Source organism: Bradyrhizobium sp. CCGUVB4N, from assembly GCF_024199945.1.
GTDB lineage: Bacteria > Pseudomonadota > Alphaproteobacteria > Rhizobiales > Xanthobacteraceae > Bradyrhizobium.
Genome location: NZ_JANADP010000001.1, coordinates 2,034,035 through 2,051,722 on the forward strand (window position 1 = coordinate 2,034,035; position 17,688 = coordinate 2,051,722).

Annotated in this window: 18 protein-coding genes; 15 read left to right on the forward strand and 3 right to left on the reverse strand. The window is 57.7% G+C overall.

What is annotated here, in order from left to right; translation table 11 throughout:
* The first annotated feature begins 28 nt into the window (after positions 1-28).
* The 3 genes from queD (at position 29) to NLM31_RS09100 (ending at position 3,726) form a co-directional block, all read left to right on the forward strand.
* Entirely contained in the window at positions 29-385 is a 357-nt protein-coding gene (queD, locus tag NLM31_RS09090; RefSeq protein ID WP_254128861.1) for a 6-carboxytetrahydropterin synthase QueD, read from the forward strand.
* A 1,798-nt stretch (positions 386-2,183) separates the two neighbouring features.
* Positions 2,184-3,020 (forward strand): SDR family NAD(P)-dependent oxidoreductase, encoded by an 837-nt coding sequence (locus NLM31_RS09095; protein WP_254192075.1) that lies wholly within the window; start codon positions 2,184-2,186, stop codon positions 3,018-3,020.
* A 511-nt stretch (positions 3,021-3,531) separates the two neighbouring features.
* Positions 3,532-3,726, forward strand: a complete 195-nt coding sequence (locus NLM31_RS09100) for a 4Fe-4S binding protein (RefSeq protein ID WP_254128863.1) — start codon at positions 3,532-3,534, stop codon at positions 3,724-3,726.
* A gap of 613 nt (positions 3,727-4,339) precedes the next feature.
* Here the strand turns inward: NLM31_RS09100 and NLM31_RS09105 are convergent.
* Complete coding sequence (locus NLM31_RS09105; RefSeq protein WP_254192076.1) at positions 4,340-4,777, reverse strand: response regulator; 438 nt, start codon at positions 4,775-4,777, stop codon at positions 4,340-4,342.
* A 375-nt stretch (positions 4,778-5,152) separates the two neighbouring features.
* On the opposite strand from NLM31_RS09105, the gene nifH reads away from it, so the two are divergent.
* The 10 genes from nifH (at position 5,153) to NLM31_RS09155 (ending at position 15,157) form a co-directional block, all read left to right on the forward strand.
* Positions 5,153-6,043 carry a nitrogenase iron protein gene (gene nifH, locus NLM31_RS09110; RefSeq protein WP_254192077.1) on the forward strand — a complete coding sequence of 297 codons (891 nt, stop codon included), beginning with the start codon at positions 5,153-5,155 and terminating at the stop codon, positions 6,041-6,043.
* A 76-nt stretch (positions 6,044-6,119) separates the two neighbouring features.
* Complete coding sequence (gene nifD, locus NLM31_RS09115) at positions 6,120-7,622, forward strand: nitrogenase molybdenum-iron protein alpha chain (RefSeq protein WP_254192078.1); 1,503 nt, start codon at positions 6,120-6,122, stop codon at positions 7,620-7,622.
* Between the two features lie 47 nt (positions 7,623-7,669).
* Positions 7,670-9,229, forward strand: coding sequence for a nitrogenase molybdenum-iron protein subunit beta (gene nifK / locus NLM31_RS09120; RefSeq protein ID WP_254196158.1), 1,560 nt, complete (start codon positions 7,670-7,672; stop codon positions 9,227-9,229).
* 115 nt (positions 9,230-9,344) lie between these two features.
* A complete protein-coding gene (nifE, locus tag NLM31_RS09125) occupies positions 9,345-11,012 on the forward strand; it encodes a nitrogenase iron-molybdenum cofactor biosynthesis protein NifE (protein ID WP_254192079.1) in 1,668 nt (555 codons plus the stop codon).
* A gap of 23 nt (positions 11,013-11,035) precedes the next feature.
* Positions 11,036-12,418 (forward strand): nitrogenase iron-molybdenum cofactor biosynthesis protein NifN, encoded by a 1,383-nt coding sequence (nifN, locus tag NLM31_RS09130; protein WP_254192080.1) that lies wholly within the window; start codon positions 11,036-11,038, stop codon positions 12,416-12,418.
* 22 nt (positions 12,419-12,440) lie between these two features.
* Complete coding sequence (nifX, locus tag NLM31_RS09135) at positions 12,441-12,836, forward strand: nitrogen fixation protein NifX (protein ID WP_254128869.1); 396 nt, start codon at positions 12,441-12,443, stop codon at positions 12,834-12,836.
* Positions 12,837-12,846: 10 nt separating this feature from the next.
* The gene (locus NLM31_RS09140; protein WP_254128870.1) at positions 12,847-13,317 is read left to right on the forward strand and encodes a NifX-associated nitrogen fixation protein; all 471 of its coding nucleotides are present in this window, start codon (positions 12,847-12,849) and stop codon (positions 13,315-13,317) included.
* A gap of 8 nt (positions 13,318-13,325) precedes the next feature.
* On the forward strand, positions 13,326-13,535 hold the full coding sequence (locus NLM31_RS09145; RefSeq protein ID WP_254128871.1) for a CCE_0567 family metalloprotein: 210 nt from the start codon (positions 13,326-13,328) through the stop codon (positions 13,533-13,535).
* Between the two features lie 2 nt (positions 13,536-13,537).
* On the forward strand, positions 13,538-13,822 hold the full coding sequence (gene fdxB, locus NLM31_RS09150; RefSeq protein WP_254192081.1) for a ferredoxin III, nif-specific: 285 nt from the start codon (positions 13,538-13,540) through the stop codon (positions 13,820-13,822).
* 130 nt (positions 13,823-13,952) lie between these two features.
* Positions 13,953-15,157 (forward strand): IS3 family transposase gene (locus NLM31_RS09155; RefSeq protein WP_375167478.1). Its coding sequence is split into 2 segments (ribosomal slippage): positions 13,953-14,238 and positions 14,238-15,157, totalling 1,206 coding nucleotides; the frame shifts between segments, so codons are not numbered across the junction.
* Between the two features lie 286 nt (positions 15,158-15,443).
* On the opposite strand, the gene NLM31_RS09160 is transcribed toward NLM31_RS09155, so the two are convergent.
* The gene (locus NLM31_RS09160; RefSeq protein ID WP_254128874.1) at positions 15,444-15,758 is read right to left on the reverse strand and encodes a hypothetical protein; all 315 of its coding nucleotides are present in this window, start codon (positions 15,756-15,758) and stop codon (positions 15,444-15,446) included.
* 347 nt (positions 15,759-16,105) lie between these two features.
* Positions 16,106-16,696, reverse strand: coding sequence for a hypothetical protein (locus NLM31_RS09165; protein ID WP_254128875.1), 591 nt, complete (start codon positions 16,694-16,696; stop codon positions 16,106-16,108).
* Between the two features lie 334 nt (positions 16,697-17,030).
* Between NLM31_RS09165 and NLM31_RS09170 the strand changes: the two genes are divergently transcribed.
* Complete coding sequence (locus tag NLM31_RS09170) at positions 17,031-17,351, forward strand: iron-sulfur cluster assembly accessory protein (RefSeq protein WP_254192083.1); 321 nt, start codon at positions 17,031-17,033, stop codon at positions 17,349-17,351.
* A gap of 40 nt (positions 17,352-17,391) precedes the next feature.
* Positions 17,392-17,685: a NifU family protein gene (locus NLM31_RS09175; protein ID WP_254128877.1), complete on the forward strand. Its 294-nt coding sequence runs from the start codon at positions 17,392-17,394 to the stop codon at positions 17,683-17,685.
* Positions 17,686-17,688: the final 3 nt, after the last annotated feature.

Genomic DNA, 17,688 nt, shown 5'->3' on the forward strand with positions numbered 1-17,688 from the left:
CACCACACCTGCAAGCATCTGAGCCCTAATGAAGATATCACACGCGTTCACATTCGAGGCGGCTCACCGTCTTCCGAACGTGCCGGCCACACATAGGTGCAGCCGCGTGCACGGCCATTCCTATCGAATTGAAGTGCAGCTCGATGGACCGGTGGATCCGGTCACAGGATTCGTCGTAGATTTCTTCGACCTTGAGGAGTCCTTCGCCGAAGTGATGAATGCACTCGATCATCAATGTCTGAATGAGGTCGAAGGATTAGGCAATCCCACGGCGGAAAACATTGCCATTTGGATCTGGGAAAGACTGTATCGCAAGTTTCAAGGAATGTCGTGTGTTCGAGTCTATGAAACATCCGATGCTTGGGCCGAATATGACGGACGATGACAAGGGTATCAGCCCATTTGGTCGGTCCCGCTGGGGTCGATTAGAGCCGCTCGAACCTTCAATTCGAGGCTGCAATCCAAAAGCTCGCGAAATGGAAATCCCGGCTGAAAGAGTTCGTGAGATGGCCTCGTACGGCAGAAGACATTCCTGAGCATTTCCCTCCACGGCCGACCTAGTGACGGGGCACTGCGCGGCCCCGAACGCCATCTAGCTGGCCGTGCCAGCGTATTGATCGTGACAATCGCCGGTCGATGCGGAGCTAACACGACGCGGGCAACCTGACATCTTGGAACGCGGGCAGACGGCGCAAGAGAAAAAGATGGTTGAAGCGCCCCGGCGCTCGTCGTCACGAAGAAAGCGCGCCGGGTCCGCCAGACGTCGCCAGTGCATTCTGACCAATCTGTCCGCTCATGAATCAAGTAGCGTGGCAGATCTGGGGCGGGCCCAGTCGGTCAAAGCATTGCCTCCGCGATATACTGACCGGAGCGCGACGGAGCTTGAATCGCACGTTGCGTCAAGTTGTAGACCGCACCATGGTGATACCGACCTAGCAAGGTGGCGCGATATGACGTTCTCACAATGCATGTGGGGAAAGGAAGGTGTTGCTCTTCTTTTCATTATACTTTCCATCTTCTTTGCTAGCTTCGGGTTGGCCTATGCCTCGCTAGAGTCACGGTTTCAGCGACGTGACCAGTACAGACTAGACGTGCATGATGCATCCCCTAGTGTCGGCTCTCCAGACGCCTGCGACCGCGAGAGCCGATAAGGGTAGGGATGGATCTCCGAATAGCGGAAGGTTCTCTCATCGTTCAATGGCTCATGCAGCGGAGAGCGGGATGCATACATCGAAATCCGCAGCTGCTCGTGAGATAAGGAGCAGAAGCTCCTGCACGTGCGTATTTGAGGGCTCTCCCACGGCCCGCGTGGGCAAACGCACGAGGCCGCGTCTACACTGAGATGATGTTGTAGGAAGTAGCAGCCCACGAGGGCGGCAATCTCGAGAATCCGAGCAACTAGTCGCTCCAAGTTAGGTCGCTGTTCTTGAAGCTCACAAAGCGATTGGCACATTCGACGGGCATCGGGTGAAGCCGTCTTGCTGTTAAACACAAACGTTCAAAGACCATAATACTCGATCCGGCGTCGAATGTCCTGTTCGTCAAGCGGCGCCACTGGATTGGCGGTCGCAAATACGAGAGCGTCAATGGCACGGCGCCTTTCTTGTAGCCTGTCGTCTTGTCGTGCAAACACAAATTTATAGAGCTTACCAACTGACGCCACGTCCGATTCAAGTTCTATCGAAGCGCTCGCGTAAATTATGTTTTGCTGCTGTGGAGCAGGCTATGCGCCTCAGTTTTGCCACGCTAGTCGCTTCAGTCAGAGCAGCATCATCACGGATGTACTGGTGGTGCTAGAGGCGGAACCCGGCGCATTTTACACACGGCAAAGTGCGCCGGGCGCCTCGGTTGATCGCGAGCCGCAATTCGTCGAAGTCTGAATCGATTGCGCCGAAGTGCGTTGTCGAAGGACAGTTGGTGGGCGAGCTGCAAACCAGCTGGAAGACAAAAGGGGCCTCCTGCACGAACATGGCCTTGTCAGCCCGCATCGCCACCTGAGCCGGCCTCAACGCCCATTCAATTCGAGAGGCAAGGGCTTCTGCGTTGAACCGACGAAGATGTCGGTCAGGTGAGGTCTGGCCGAGGGCATTGCGTCCTGCATTGCCGGCCTTGGTCCAATAATTGCTAATTCCCGGCCGGAGATGCCGGGGGTGCGCATCTAATCTAGTCCTAAAGGAGCTCGCTTGCGCCTTCATGAATCAAAAGGAGACAGCGTTGCTGGCCCGACCTCTACGCCGGATCTCGCGCTCTGCCCGTTTCACGACGATAGGTCGCACGCGCAGGCTGGCGGAAGGAAGACGCTTCTATTGACCGGCGCTTCGCGGGGCATTGGCCACGCGACGGGCAGGTTGTTTTCGGAGGCTGGCTGGCGAGTCATCTCCTGTTCTCGACAACCCTTCGATAGCCGATGTCCCTGGGAGTCGGGAGGCAATAACCATGTGCAGGTTGAGTTGAGCGATCATCGCGCGTTACCGGGCGCGATTGCCGAAATCAAGAAGCGGCTCAATGGAGAGCCGCTTCACGCGCTGATCAACAATGCGGGCATCTCCCCAAAGGCGTCGGACGGAGGCCGACTGAATTCGCTAACAACATCCATCGGAACTTGGATGAGCGTATTTCACGTCAATTTGGTCGCGCCGATTCTGCTTTCCCAAGGCCTGTTCGAAGAGTTGAAAGTGGCATCTGGCTCGATCGTCAACGTCACCTCAATCGTTGGCACTCGTGTGCATCCTTTCGCCGGTACAGCCTATGCGACCTCCAAGGCAGCGCTTGCCTGTCTCACGCGCGAGATGGCGCATGATTACGCTCCGTTCGGGATTCGGGTCAACGCGATCGCGCCAGGCGAGATCAAGACCGACATCCTCTCGCCGGAAGCCGAAGCGAAGCTCGCGCCTATCATACCGCTACATCGTGTCGGCACACCCGATGAGGTTGCGAAGGTTATCTTCTTCCTCTGTTCAAGCGCTGCGAGCTACGTCACAGGTGCGGAAGTGCCGATCAATGGCGGACAGCACGTGTGATATGGGCGGACAGAGCAGGACGCGAAAGTAGGCTTGGTCGCGCTGGCCTAAGACGAGATATCGGCTACCGTCGTGCAACGTCAATTCGACGGTCGCGAACGCGACAAAAATGCTCGCGTAGACGACAAAATGGCTGTCGCTAGTCCGACGGCGCAAGTAGAACGTCCCACGTGACTTACAATGAGTCAAAGGTTGAAGCCGGAGAAGTGTGAGGCAGTCGGACGAGGCGCCGTTGATAGTGACACCGCTAGCTGCTGGTAGGTTTGGTGCAACTGAACACGGGAAAGCCCACGTCGCCTCTCTTGAGGTCGCTGCAGACCGGCTACACGCTCAAGACATTCGTATCATAATAATTCTGGCGGGCATTACGAATGCAAGGTGCCGTCTGGCTTGCGATGGCACACGTCTGACGGATAGTGTCGAACTATCCAATCGCCTCGTGTGTGGCACGATGCTTGAAGGGAAAATGCCGAAGTCGAACGGCATCGTTTACTCGCAGGAGTCGCAATTCATGGCTTATAAGATCGTCGCCTCGCAATGCTCGGTTTGCGGTGCATGTGAGTTCGAGTGTCCGAACGGCGCGATCAGTTTAAAGCGCGACATATATGTGATTGATCCCAAGAAGTGCACAGAGTGCGAGGGGCACTGCGATACGCCGCAATGCGCCGTCGTCTGTCCAGTCGAAGGCACATGCGTCCCCGCCTGACGACGTCGAAGAGGATGTTGCCCCGATCGAGGCGATCGAGAGATCGTCGGCGCACGCACGCCGAATTATCAAGCGGCGTAGCGAGCTTGCGGTAGCATGCCGGTCAGTTTCATCGTCGCCAGCGGCTAATGGATGATTGGCAGCTTAGCAGAGTGGGGCGCGGCAGCGCGTCGACCAATCGCTATCGCTTTGAGGCTCTGATAGCCGGAAGGAGTCTGTCGGAAGATCGCAGAAATCCACCGGAGAGGGAACGAACTTGCCCGAATGCCTCCATGACCGCTGGAGGCCTAATGGACCATGACCGGGGATAGCCCGGGCGTCGAGGACCCAAAGAGCCCGAACTTCAGGACATAATGCGCGCGGAGGTCGAAAGAGATGGTCTCCTCCTTCGACGAGTTAGATCTGAGCATCCTGAGGGTGGCCCCTAGTTGGTGATGTTGGAGGTCTGCGGCGCAAGAGCTCGCGGTCGAAGCGGGCTCCAAACCGGTTCCCTTGGCCCAACGCCAAGGTAGAGCTGAAAAAGTAGATAAAGTGTCATGCCGCTCGCGGATGTCATCTGCGAGCTGGCGCAGGTGGACTGCAATTCGGCTATCCGAAGACGCATAACAAGCGCCTAATCGAACGCGACACAAATGACATGGGATGGTTCGCCGGGAAGGTCCGGTGCGCCCAAGGCTGCACTGACGGCACCGCAGACAGAACTGAACGAGATTGGATTGCTGATGACCCCGTGTGCGCCTTGTTCAAGCCCGGCCTGCACCACAGGATCGGATTTCCGTTCTGCTACGAGGAGGATCTTGGCGCTCGTGAACACTCTATTTAGTTCGTCCAGGACCGCCTCGCCTCGGTCCCGCAGGATGGCAATGCCGATCAGTACTACGGCGGGAGTCTTCGTGGACGACGACATAGCCTCAGCCATCGCGGCAAAAGCATGTGTCCGATAGTGTTCGCGCAAGATGTAGTCGAGCGCGGAACGCACCACCTGCTCAGGTTCGATCAGGAAAATGGTCGGACGGTCTTCACTCGTTGAAACGTCGGTTTCGAACTGCATGGTACCCTCGGCTCATTCATTGATGCGCCTCAAGCAAGCTCCGGACCGGAATACGATCAGAGATGTGCGGTAGGATAGCTGCCGTTGTGGCTGGTCGGTAAGACAAGTATTGCCGTGTTTCGGACAGGCGAGTGCAACGAAACATCGAGCCTTGCCGATGTCGGACTTGCAACAAAGCGCATCTGGACCGGTATCTATCTCCACTTACTTCGTTTTTCGTCCCGAAAAGGCGATGGCACGCTCGTTGCAAAAGTCATTACCCGAGGGCGACGCTGTCGACCATTGTATTGGACTGCGCTGTGATGCGGCGAGCTGGACGATGGGATCACGACAGAGCGCAGCAGGTAGATCGTCAATCGGTTGATGGAGAACAACATGGCTTCGCTGAGACAAATCGCGTTTTATGGCAAGGGTGGTATCGGTAAATCGACGACCTCGCAGAACACCCTCGCAGCACTCGCCGAGATGAATCACAAGATCCTGATCGTCGGCTGCGACCCGAAGGCGGACTCGACCCGCCTGATCTTGCACGCCAAGGCACAGGACACAATCTTGAGTCTCGCGGCAAGCGCCGGCAGCGTCGAAGACCTCGAGATCGAGGACGTCTTGAAGGTCGGCTACAAGGATATTCGCTGCGTCGAATCCGGTGGTCCGGAGCCGGGCGTCGGGTGCGCCGGCCGTGGCGTCATCACCTCGATCAACTTCCTGGAAGAGAACGGGGCCTACGAGGACATCGATTACGTGTCATACGACGTGCTCGGCGATGTCGTATGCGGTGGCTTTGCAATGCCGATACGTGAGAATAAGGCGCAAGAAATCTATATCGTCATGTCCGGCGAGATGATGGCGATGTATGCCGCCAACAACATCTCCAAGGGCATTCTGAAGTATGCCAATTCGGGCGGGGTGCGGCTGGGCGGCTTGATCTGCAACGAGCGGCAAACCGACAAGGAGCTGGAGCTGGCAGAAGCGCTCGCCAAGAAGCTCGGCACCCGGCTGATCCACTTCGTGCCCCGCGACAACGTCGTTCAGCACGCCGAGCTGCGCCGCATGACGGTGCTGGAATATGCGCCGGACTCCAAGCAGGCAGACCACTATCGCAATCTTGCGACCAAAATCCACAACAATGGCGGCAAGGGCATCATCCCGACCCCGATCAGCATGGACGAGCTTGAGGACATGCTGATGGAGCACGGCATCATGAACCAGATCGATGAAAGCCAGGTCGGTAAGACTGCTTCCGAGCTCGCCGCGCTGTCCGCGTAATTCAGCTCGCATATTCGACGTCTTTCGAGAAAGCGTTGACGCCTGAAGCGCACAAGACAATTAGAAGGATATCCGCATGAGCCTCGCATCTACCCAGAGCGTTGCAGAGATCAAGGCCCGCAATAAGGAGCTGATTGACGAAGTTTTGAAGGTCTACCCGGAGAAGACCGCCAAGCGTCGTGCAAAGCACCTTAACGTGCACGAGGCCGGTAAGTCCGACTGCGGCGTCAAATCGAATCTCAAATCGATCCCAGGTGTTATGACTATTCGAGGTTGCGCCTATGCCGGCTCGAAAGGGGTGGTGTGGGGGCCGATCAAGGACATGATCCACATCAGTCACGGCCCGGTCGGTTGCGGGCAGTATTCCTGGGGATCGCGGCGCAATTATTATGTCGGTACCACCGGCATCGACACTTTCGGAACCATGCAGTTCACCTCCGACTTCCGGGAAAAGGACATCGTCTTCGGCGGCGACAAGAAGCTCGCCAAGGTCATCGACGAGATCCAGGACCTGTTTCCGCTCAACCGAGGAATCAGCATCCAGTCGGAATGCCCTGTCGGCCTGATCGGCGATGACATAGAGGCGGTGTCGAAGGTCAAATCAAAGGAATATGACGGCAAGACAATCGTTCCGGTGCGCTGCGAAGGCTTCCGCGGCGTATCGCAGTCGCTTGGTCACCACATCGCCAACGACGCCATCCGTGACTGGGTGTTCGACAAGATCACCTCGGAGACGGAACGGCGATTCGAGCCAACGCCCTATGACGTTGCCATCATCGGCGACTACAACATCGGCGGCGACGCCTGGTCCTCTCGCATCCTCCTGGAGGAGATGGGCCTTCGGGTGATTGCGCAATGGTCGGGCGACGGCAGCCTTGCCGAGCTTGAGGCGACGCCAAAGGCGAAGCTGAACATCCTGCACTGCTATCGCTCCATGAACTACATCTCTCGCCACATGGAGGAGAAGTTTGGTATTCCGTGGTGCGAGTACAACTTCTTCGGCCCATCCAAAATCGTAGAGTCACTGCGCAAGATCGCGAGCTTCTTCGACGACAAGATCAAAGAGGGGGCCGAGCGCGTCATCGTGAAATACCAGCCGCTGATGGACGCCGTCATCGCGAAGTACCGACCGCGCCTGGAAGGCAAGTCCGTGATGCTCTTCGTGGGTGGCCTGCGCCCGCGGCACGTGATTGGCGCTTATGAAGATCTCGGTATGGAGGTCATCGGGACCGGCTACGAGTTCGGCCACAGCGACGATTATCAGCGCACCGCCCAGCATTACGTCAAGGACGGTACGTTGATTTATGACGACGTCACTGGCTACGAATTCGAGCGCTTCGTCGAGAAGATCCAGCCTGACCTCGTTGGTTCTGGCATCAAAGAGAAGTACGTGTTCCAGAAGATGGGCGTGCCGTTCCGGCAAATGCACTCCTGGGACTATTCGGGTCCTTATCATGGCTACGATGGGTTCGCGATCTTCGCCCGAGACATGGACATGGCAATCAATTCCCCGATCTGGAAGAAGACGAGGGCGCCGTGGAAGGACGCCCCGCGTCCGAGCCTGATGGCGGCGGAATAGGCGAGCCGGGCCAGACGATCGAACACGAATCCAAAAAGGACGCCACGATGACCCAGAATGCCGAAAAAGTGCTCGATCATTTTGAGCTGTTCCGAGGTCCGGAATACCAGCAGATGCTGGCTAACAAAAGAGCGCTCTTTGAGAATGCACACGATCCCGCGGAGGTTGCGCGTATCCGCGAATGGGCCAAAACCCCCGAATATCGCGAGAAGAACTTCGCGCGCGAGGAACTGACCATCAATCCGGCCAAGGCCTGCCAGCCGTTAGGTGCGGTGTTTGCTTCGATCGGATTCGAGGGCACCTTGCCCTTCGTGCACGGCTCACAGGGCTGCGTCGCCTATTACCGAAGCCACCTGTCACGACACTTCAAGGAGCCGACCTCCTGTGTTTCCTCGTCGATGACCGAAGACGCAGCCGTATTCGGCGGCCTCAACAACATGACCGACGGGCTCGCCAACAGCTATAACATGTACAAACCGAAGATGATTTCGGTCTCGACCACGTGCATGGCGGAAGTGATCGGCGACGATCTCAACGCCTTCATCAAGACCTCGAAGGAAAAGGGGGCGGTGCCGGCTAAGTTCGACGTTCCCTTTGCTCATACGCCTGCCTTCGTCGGTAGCCACGTCACCGGCTATGATAACGCCCTGAAAGGCATCATCGAGCATTTCTGGGACGGAAAAGCCGGGTCCGAACCCAAGCTTGAGCGCGAGCCGAACGACAAGATCAACTTCATCGGGGGCTTCGACGGCTACACCGTAGGCAACCTCCGCGAGATAAAGCGCATTTTCGAATTGATGGGGATCAGATACACGATCCTTGCGGATAACAGTGACGTGTTCGACACGCCCACTGACGGTGAGTTTCGCATGTATGATGGCGGCACGACTCTGAAAGACGCCGCGGATGCGATCCACGCCAGGGCGACCATCTCTATGCAGCAATATTGCACGGAGAAAACGCTTCCGTTCATCGAGAGTCATGGCCAGCAAGTCGTTGCGTTCAATCATCCGGTCGGCGTTAGTGCGACGGACGACTTTGTGATGACGCTGTCACGCATTTCGGGCAAGGCAATCCCAAAGGTCCTAGAACAAGAGCGCGGTCGTCTGGTCGACGCCATGGCAGACTCCAGCGCACACATTCACGGTAAGAAGTTTGCAATCTATGGTGATCCCGACCTTTGCTATGGCTTGGCGACCTTCCTGCTCGAGCTAGGTGCCGAACCGACACACGTCCTGTCAACCAACGGCAACAAGGCCTGGGAAGAGAAGATGCAGGCGCTCTTCGCCAGTTCGCAGTTCGGCAAAGACTGCCATGCCTATCCGGGTAGGGACCTCTGGCACATGCGATCGCTGCTGTTCACTGAGCCGGTCGACCTTCTGATCGGCAACACCTATGGCAAGTACCTGGAGCGCGATACGGGCACGCCGCTGATCCGCATCGGCTTCCCGGTGTTCGATCGGCATCATCATCACCGCTATCCGGTTTGGGGTTATCAGGGAGGCATGAATGTTCTGGTGAAGATACTCGATAAGATTTTTGACGAGATCGATAAGAACACCAACGTGGTCGGAAAGACGGACTACAGCTTCGACATCATCCGCTGATGTGGGCGTGTCTCCGCCTCATTGCGGCTTATCGCCGCCGTGAGGTGGGGATGCGGGCGCCAGCCGGCCTATCGACCGTGCCCGAACCAGAAAACGTCCGCGGAAGGAGACAACCGTGACTTCGCTATCGGCGACCATCCAAGGCGTCTTCAACGAGGCGGATTGCGTTGAGAACGCCAACAAATCGGCAGCTGCCCGCAAGAAGGGCTGCACCAAGCAACTGCAGCCTGGCGGAGCCGCCGGAGGTTGCGCTTTTGATGGCGCCAAGATTGCGCTCCAGCCGTTTACCGATGTCGCTCATCTGGTTCATGGCCCGATCGCGTGCGAAGGAAATTCCTGGGACAATCGCGGTTCTGCCTCCTCTGGCTCCGATCTCTGGCGCAGAAGCTTCACGACCGACATGCAAGAGATCGATATCGTGTTCGGCGGCGAGAAGCGGCTATACAAAGCCATCAGGGAAATCATCCGTAAGTATGATCCTCCGGCGATCTTCGTCTACCAAACCTGCGTGCCTGCCATGATCGGCGACGATATCAACGCGGTCTGCAAGATCGCCACAGCGAAATGCGGCAGGCCTGTCATTCCTGTTAACGCGCCGGGATTTGTCGGTTCGAAGAACCTTGGAAATAAGCTCGCCGGCGAAGCGCTGCTGCGATACGTGATCGGTACCCAAGAACCCGATTACACGACCCTCTACGACATCAATCTCATCGGGGAATACAACCTGTCCGGCGAATTCTGGCAGGTCAAGCCGCTGTTGGACGAACTCGGGATTCGCGTCCTGTCCTGCATCTCCGGCGATGGCAGATATCGCGACGTTGCCTGCTCACATCGGGCGCGCGCGGCAATGATGGTGTGCTCGAAGTCCTTGATCAATGTTGCGAGTAAGATGAAGGAGCGATACGGCATCCCATTCTTCGAAGGATCATTCTACGGTATCCAGGACTCCAGCGAGTCTTTGCGCGAGATTGCGCGCATGCTGATCGAGCGCGGAGCGCCGGCCGAGTTAATGGAACGCACCGAGCTCACAGTCGCACGCGAGGAAGCGAAGGCGAGGGCCGCAATCGAGTTCTTCAAGCCGCGTTTTGCTGGCAAAAAGGTGCTGCTTGTCACCGGGGGCGTTAAATCGTGGTCAGTCGTCGCGGCTTTGCAGGAGGCCGGACTTGAGATCGTCGGAACTTCTGTAAAAAAATCAACCATGAAGGACAAGGAGCGCATCCAAAAGTTGATGGGCCATGATGCTCATATGATCGAGGATCTGACCCCGCGTGAAATGTCCAAGATGCTCAAAGAAGCAAAAGCCGACATCATGCTCTCGGGCGGCAAGTCGCAATTTGTCGCCCTTAAGACCGCGACGCCATGGCTCGATATCAATCAGGAACGCTGCCACGCCTATATGGGCTATCTCGGCATCGTAAAGCTGATGGAAGAGATCGATAAGGCACTCTACAACCCAATATGGGATCAGCTCCGTAAGCCCGCGCCGTGGGATGATGCCGACGTCGCTTGGAAAGCCAAGTCGCTTGCGCAGGTAGATGTGGCAACTGTCGATATTGATCCGAATTTGGAGCGCGTCGAAAAGGCGCGCTGCGATAAAAGAGCCTTTCGTTGCCAAAATCTTGATCTCGGTGTCACCAAGGAGAGCGTTGTCACTCTCGGTTCGACTACAGTCGATGACATCGCGGAGCATGCCGGGGCCCCCGACATCTGCGGCGCCAGTGAGCGGGCGATCGCGGGAATGACTGCGGACCTGCCGACCTCCACGCAGGAGGCGGCAGAGTAGGACGGTAAATCAGGTTCAAAGCCATGGCTATCGTTACCAGTTCCAATAAAGCCTGCTCGAGCAACCCGCTCAAGATGAGCCAGCCAATCGGCGGCTCCTTTGCCTTCTTGGGGCTTCGGGGGGCAATGCCGCTCCTACACGGTTCTCAAGGCTGCACGTCCTTTGGCTTGACCCTGTTTGTCCGCCATTTCAAGGAGGCGGTGCCGCTGCAGACCACCGCGATGAGCGAGGTTGCCACAGTTCTCGGTGGCTACGAGAATGTCGAGCAGGCGATCCTCAATATCTGCAACCGCACCAAGCCCGAGATCATCGGTATCAATTCGACAGGAGTCACCGAGACCAAGGGTGACGACGTCGAGGCGTTCATCCGCCTTATCCGGCAGAAGCATCCGCAGCTCGAAAAATTGCCGCTTGTCTACGTTTCGACTCCGGATTTCAAGGACGCGTTTCAAGATGGCTGGGAAAAGACCGTGGCGCGTATGATCGAGGTGCTTGTCGATCCTCGCGATGCAGCCGCACCGCGGGACCTCTCGCGCGTTAATGTCCTGCCTGGCTGCCACCTGACCCCCGGCGACCTTGACGAGCTGCGGACGATTTTTGATGATTTTGGGCTGAGGCCGTCCTTCCTGCCGGATATCGCCGGTTCGCTCGACGGTCACATTCCCGATGAATTCACGCCGACCACGATCGGTGGGATCGGGGTCGACGAGATCGCGACTATGGGGCAGGCGGCTTGGACGATCGCGATCGGAGCGCAGATGAGGCGCGCGGCCGAGGCCATGCAAGCAAGGACGGGTGTGCCGTTCCGGCTGTTCGAGCGGCTCTGTGGCCTCGGCCCTAGCGATGTATTCATCGCGTCTGTAAGCGAGATCAGCGGCAAACCAGTGCCCCCAAAATACCGCCGGCAACGTGGCCAGCTCGCGGACGCCATGCTGGATGCGCATTTCCATATTGGCGGCCGAAAGCTCGCCATTGGGGCTGAGCCGGACCTCTTGTTCGACATATCCAGCATGCTCTGTGAGATGGGCGCACAGCTGACCGCGGCAGTGACGACAACGGCCTCTCCGGTGCTCGAACGCGTCAGGGGGGGAGAGGTTATCATCGGCGATCTTGAAGATCTGGAGGAGCTGGCCAAAACGCGCGAATGCGATCTCCTGATCTCCCATTCACACGGCCGCCAAGCGGCAGCACGGCTGAACATTCCATTCTACCGTGCTGGCTTCCCGATGTTCGATCGCATTGGCGCAGGTCACCAGATGACGGTCGGCTATCGCGGCACGCGCGAGCTGATCTTTGACCTTGCCAATCTCATCATTGCCGACCGCGAGGACAACCGCCAGCCGACGCCGGACACCTGGCGCATCACCGACAACGGCCTGCATGTCGTTCCCCCGCGGCCCAATTGATGCGAAGAGAGGAATTATGCCGATGAAAGTCGCATTCGCCACCCAGGATCTGAAGCGCGTCGATGCCCATTTTGGCTGGGCTAGAAATATCGCCATCTATGAAGTCAGGCCCGAGGGGCACAGTTTCGTCGAAGCCATCCAGTTTGACGGCGACCTTAAGGACGACGGTAACGAGGACAAGCTCGCGCCGAAGATCGAAGCTATCAAAGACTGCTCCATCCTCTATGTGGCCGCGATCGGCGGCTCTGGCGCCGCGCGCGTCGTCGCAAATAAGATCCATCCCATGAAGGTGAACCAGCCTGAAGCGATCGACGATCTTTGTGTCAAGCTTGAAGCCGTATTGAAAGGCTCACCGCCACCCTGGTTGCGCAAGGTGCTTGCCAAGGGCCAGGAACGCTCGTTTGATTTAGAGGATTGAGGTAAACGACATGACTGAGGCGGCCGAATTGATCCAACCCGGGCCTGCGGGAGAGGCGCCCTTTGTGAAGGAGCTCGTCAAAATCTGGCGCGCCGAGGACGGGCATGGTGCTTGGGAGGGCAAGAAGGACCTAGAGCTGCTCGAGCCCTATATTCTCGACAGGGAGAAGCGCCGCACCTTGCCGATCGTCGGTGACCCCGATCCGGACACGATCTGGCGGCTTGAACTGTTCTTCAACGCTGTCGCCGTGTCCATTGAGAAGGCGACCGGCGTGATGGTCTCGCCCATGCTGAAAATGCACCATGAAGGCTTTGGCCGCATAGTGCTGATCGGCGGGCGGCTCATTGTCGTAAATAAGCAGCTGCGCGACGTGCATCGTTTCGGTTTTGACAACCTCTCAAAACTTGCCACGGAAGGTGACATGTATGTCGACCGCGGAATTGAGATGATCCGTAGGTTCCCGGAAGTTGCGAACTACTGAGGTGACGAATGAGCGATCTTGAAGCACTGAAAGCCGAGATCAAGAAGCTTTCCGCCAAGGCGACTCAGGCAAAGATGGATCTCCACGATTTCGCCGAAGAATTGCCGGTCAACTGGACCTCGGTCCTGAGTGTGGCCCAGAAGGTCCACGATGCCTTCGACGAGCTCGAGCGCAAGCGCGAGGATCTCAAAGCGCAGGGAAGAGCAGACGGAAAGTAACCATGTCATTCGCAACGCGCGACGGCCGCGACTGGAAGCCGGAGTATCTGGCTTCCATCGACCCAAAGAAGTGCATAGGCTGCGGCCGCTGTTACAAGGTGTGTGGCCGCGAGGTCATGATGCTGAACGGTATCAATGCGGACGGCGAGATGATCGATCTAGAAGACGATGACGATGAGATCGAGAAGAAGATCATGGTGCTAAACGATGACGGAGCGTGCATCGGCTGCGGGGCTTGTGCCCGGGTGTGCCCGACCAACTGCCAAACCCACGTTTCAGCTGCTTGAGTTTAGCCATCGGAAACAGAGAAGCGATAACGTCGCTAGGGATCTTCTGCAAGGACTGAAATGGACTCCGTTTTTGGGACCATCAGTTAAGTTGGAAAGCGACCGCTCCGTTTGCTAGATGGAGCGGATGATGACGAAGAAGACGAGACGGAAGATTGATGTAGCGCTGAAGGCGAAGATCGCCTTGGAGGCGGTGCGAGAGCAAGCGACGGTGGCCGATTTGGCCCAGCGTTACGAGGTTCACCCCAATCAGATCTACGCCTGGAAGAAGCAGCTTCTGCAGAATGCGGCGCGCTCCTTCGACGCCAATGTTGGCCTTGACGCGGAAAAGGCGGCGGAGAAAAAGGTCGAGGACCTCTACGCCAAGATCGGGCAATTGACGGTGGAGCGGGATTTTTTGGCAAAGAGGTCCGGAAGATGAGCGTTTCGGACCGTCGCGGGATGCTCGATCGCGCCGACAAGGGGCTGTCGATCCGCCGCCAATGCGAACTGCTCGGCGTGGCGCGCTCCGGCGTCTATCGCCTGCCAAAGCCGGCCAACGACAATGATCTCGCGGTGATGCGGCGGATCGACGAGTTGTTCACCGCCTGGCCATTTCTCGGCTCGCGGCGGATCACGGCGATGCTGAAGGCCGAGGGCGAGACGATCAACCGCAAGCGCGTGCAGCGGCTGATGCGCCAGATGGGCATCGCGGCGCTGGGTCCGAAGCCGAACACCAGCAAGCCGGCGCCGGGTCACAAGATCCATCCCTATCTGTTGCGCAACATGACGATCGACCGCCCGAACCAGGTGTGGGCGGCCGACATCACCTATTTGCCCATTGGCCGCGGCTTCCTCTACCTCGTCGCGATCATCGACTGGGCGAGCCGCGCCGTGCCGGCGTGGCGTCTGTCCAATACGATGGACACCTCGTTCTGCCTGGCGGCGCTCGACGACGCCTTGGCGCGACACGGCCGACCGGAGATTTTCAACACCGATCAAGGCTCGCAATTCACCAGTGCCGCCTTCACCGGCGCGCTCGCGGCGGCCGGGATCAAGATCTCCATGGATGGCCGCGGCCGCTGGATGGACAACGTGTTCATCGAACGGCTGTGGCGCTCCCTCAAGCATGAGGATATCTACCTCAAGGGCTACGCCGACGGCCGCGAGGCCAAGGCCGGCATCGCCGCGTGGATAGAGTTCTACAATGAACAGCGCTTGCATCAGGCGCTTGGCTATCGCACGCCGATGGCGGTCTGGCGCGAAGCAACCGCAGCCGCTGTGGACATGATGGACAACGCTACCGCGTTGACCACATGCCCACAGCAACAGCAGACAACGTCGTTGGCGGCGTGATAGAAAGGAAGTAGGAGCGGTCGGATTTCCCAACTAACAAACCGGCTCAAACGGTCCCGCTCCGCGGGTTCATTTCAGGACCAAGCCTATATAGCGTCAGAAGGCATTGGGTGAGTGCGTGAGTGCTCCGCCTCTGCCGCTGCGGCTCTAAAAGGAGTTGGCCCTGGCGCCTCTCGTCGTCATTGCCGCGCTTGTCGGCGATAATTCGGTATGTCGTGAAAACTTGATACCAGTTTCGCCGAGATATGATGGTTAAATCGAAGCTATAAAGCCGCCTCAACTCTTGCTACTCGATTCCCTGTTCACATGCTTTCATCATCGCGGCAATCCGAAACCGCTCCTGGATGGAGATGGGGTTAGCGAGCATATCGGCCTCTGCCTTCTTAAAGGCGGCGAGAACGATCTCGGCTTCCTCGCGCGTCAGCGGGACGCGGCCGGCCATGTGGGTAGCGTCAGGTACTGCGGCCAGGATTGCTCGGCAGTACGGATGATCCTTGACCTCGATGAGCTCGCTAGCTTCCAGCTTTCCGTCAAGCAGGATTGCCAACCCTAGCACCTCGAGCTTGCGGCCGTCCTGAGTGGTCTTGATGAGCGTTGCCATTTCTATTCTGCCTCCTGCGCGACGATGGAAAGTCGCCTTGGGCCACAGTACATTGTCGGGCGGGGTCCGCCGCGACGCCAGCTGGAATCAGTCCCGTCAAACAGAACGAGAGCTCTACCCATCTTCGCTCTCGCTCCCTCAGCGAAGCCTGGAGGTAGGATGGGCATTGTAGTCGTCGAGCCGCTCAAGCCAGCCGTTTGAACTTGAACTGCCGCAATCTGTACCGAGGGGACTTGCATGCGAGACTTTCGCACTGTTGATCGTTCGATTGTCTGGCCTGGCGGACAAGTCCAGCACAACGCCAACAGTCCTGGCAAATGGGATAAGATGAGATCTGACGCCAGAACTCACACGGGGCGGTTCTCGTTGCGATTCTTCACCGGCTGCATCTTGGCGAGGCCTTCTTCGTAGGAGAGTTCGGCATAAGGGGCATTGATGCTCTTGGCGGCATCGAGCAGATAATCGAGCTTGCCGGCAGTATCGAGTTTCTTGATGTCGTTTTTCTCGACCCCAGTGAGATCCATCATCTCCTTCCAAACCGTCGACTCGTCACACGGTAGTATGCGAAATGTGACGTCACGGATCTTGATGCTGTATTTCGCCAGAAGATCGATATTGTTGCAGAACATGAAGTAGGTGCCGTTCTGGCTCAAGGCGCCATCCAGTACCGTTGCGGCATCGGCAAGATAGGCAAGAGAATGCAGGTAGCCAGCCAATACCGGGATTGTGGCCTCTCCCTCGTCCGCGACCGTCAATACCTGCTCGATCGAATAGTCGGGCGGACGCTTCTCGTCGGCCACCTGAACCTGGAACCTTAGCGCGATATCGCCGCGGAAGCCGAAGCGGCCCGGCTTTGTGGTGTCACCCTTCAGCACCGCATTGAGCAATCGGCCTTCTTTATCAAGCCGGCCAAGAGCGGTGTTGTCGATCGACGTCATGAAATCCTCCTGGTCTAATGTGGCTGGCGCAGGGTGTCGAATCGAGCGAACCCACGTTCGGCTCCATGCAAATTGTTTGCCGTCGGCCCACGTATGCGGCGAAAGCCAAAAGCGGCGCCTCGTCTGCGCGGCTTTGACGGACATATCCTGCCGGCAGCGTTACAGCACCGTGCCAAGATTGTTTCCTAGCGGCAAAGCGTCATGTCGTAAGCCCGACACGCCCTGCAGCGCAAATGACCGACATTCGCCAAAGCCAAGTACTATCGGGAGCGTGGTTGCTGGCATGGGACTTGCCAATCTCATCCCGAGCTGACGTAGCTCGCGAGGGAAATCGATGATCAGTCTGACGAAAAGCGCGGAGAATGCGGTGAAGAGCGCGATCTCTGCGTCAGCGCAGCCGGCGAAGGGCTTGCGGATAATGGTCGAAGGGGGCGGCTGCGCCGGATTAAAGTACGCGATGGGGCTTGCCGACGAGCCGAAGCCTAATGAGACCGTAATCGAGCGGGGCGGCATCAAGGTATTTGTCGACAAGAATTGTCACCCGCATCTTGCCGGCACGACGATCGATTTTGTGGTGGCGCTGGAGGGCTCTGGCTTCACCTTTGACAATCCCAACGCAAAGTCGGGCTGCTCATGCGGCAAGTCGTTTGGCTAGAGCTGCATCCCTGACGAGTCGCCACGAAGAGGTTTGAAACATGCTTGTCGAGACCGAACAAACGAGACAGCTGCCGGCCGCGAAACCTGCCGAATGTGAGCGTATCGTCCGCGCCGTACTCGACGAAATTCGGCCGAATCTGAAGCGTGACGGCGGAGATTGCGAGCTTATTGGCATCGACGGCAACAAGATTATGATCAAGCTTACGGGGGCTTGCGTCTTCTGCAAGCTCGCCAGCGCAACACTGGAAGGCATCCAGGCGCGCCTCATCGAACGGCTTGGCAAATTCGTCCGCCTGATCCCGGTCGCGGGATCCTCCAAAGCCCGATACTAAGAA

What these genes read in the sequence shown, in the direction of transcription:
- NLM31_RS09140 (WP_254128870.1), top strand. Translation starts at nt 12,847, where the DNA reads ATGACTGAGGCGGCCGAATTGATCCAACCCGGGCCTGCGGGAGAGGCG.
- NLM31_RS09175 (WP_254128877.1), top strand. Translation starts at nt 17,392, where the DNA reads ATGCTTGTCGAGACCGAACAAACGAGACAGCTGCCGGCCGCGAAACCT.
- fdxB (WP_254192081.1), top strand. Translation starts at nt 13,538, where the DNA reads ATGTCATTCGCAACGCGCGACGGCCGCGACTGGAAGCCGGAGTATCTG.
- NLM31_RS09165 (WP_254128875.1), bottom strand. Translation starts at nt 16,696, where the DNA reads ATGACGTCGATCGACAACACCGCTCTTGGCCGGCTTGATAAAGAAGGC.
- queD (WP_254128861.1), top strand. Translation starts at nt 29, where the DNA reads ATGAAGATATCACACGCGTTCACATTCGAGGCGGCTCACCGTCTTCCG.
- NLM31_RS09100 (WP_254128863.1), top strand. Translation starts at nt 3,532, where the DNA reads ATGGCTTATAAGATCGTCGCCTCGCAATGCTCGGTTTGCGGTGCATGT.
- nifX (WP_254128869.1), top strand. Translation starts at nt 12,441, where the DNA reads ATGAAAGTCGCATTCGCCACCCAGGATCTGAAGCGCGTCGATGCCCAT.
- NLM31_RS09145 (WP_254128871.1), top strand. Translation starts at nt 13,326, where the DNA reads ATGAGCGATCTTGAAGCACTGAAAGCCGAGATCAAGAAGCTTTCCGCC.
- nifK (WP_254196158.1), top strand. Translation starts at nt 7,670, where the DNA reads ATGACCCAGAATGCCGAAAAAGTGCTCGATCATTTTGAGCTGTTCCGA.
- nifN (WP_254192080.1), top strand. Translation starts at nt 11,036, where the DNA reads ATGGCTATCGTTACCAGTTCCAATAAAGCCTGCTCGAGCAACCCGCTC.
- nifH (WP_254192077.1), top strand. Translation starts at nt 5,153, where the DNA reads ATGGCTTCGCTGAGACAAATCGCGTTTTATGGCAAGGGTGGTATCGGT.
- NLM31_RS09105 (WP_254192076.1), bottom strand. Translation starts at nt 4,777, where the DNA reads ATGCAGTTCGAAACCGACGTTTCAACGAGTGAAGACCGTCCGACCATT.
- NLM31_RS09170 (WP_254192083.1), top strand. Translation starts at nt 17,031, where the DNA reads ATGATCAGTCTGACGAAAAGCGCGGAGAATGCGGTGAAGAGCGCGATC.
- nifD (WP_254192078.1), top strand. Translation starts at nt 6,120, where the DNA reads ATGAGCCTCGCATCTACCCAGAGCGTTGCAGAGATCAAGGCCCGCAAT.
- NLM31_RS09160 (WP_254128874.1), bottom strand. Translation starts at nt 15,758, where the DNA reads ATGGCAACGCTCATCAAGACCACTCAGGACGGCCGCAAGCTCGAGGTG.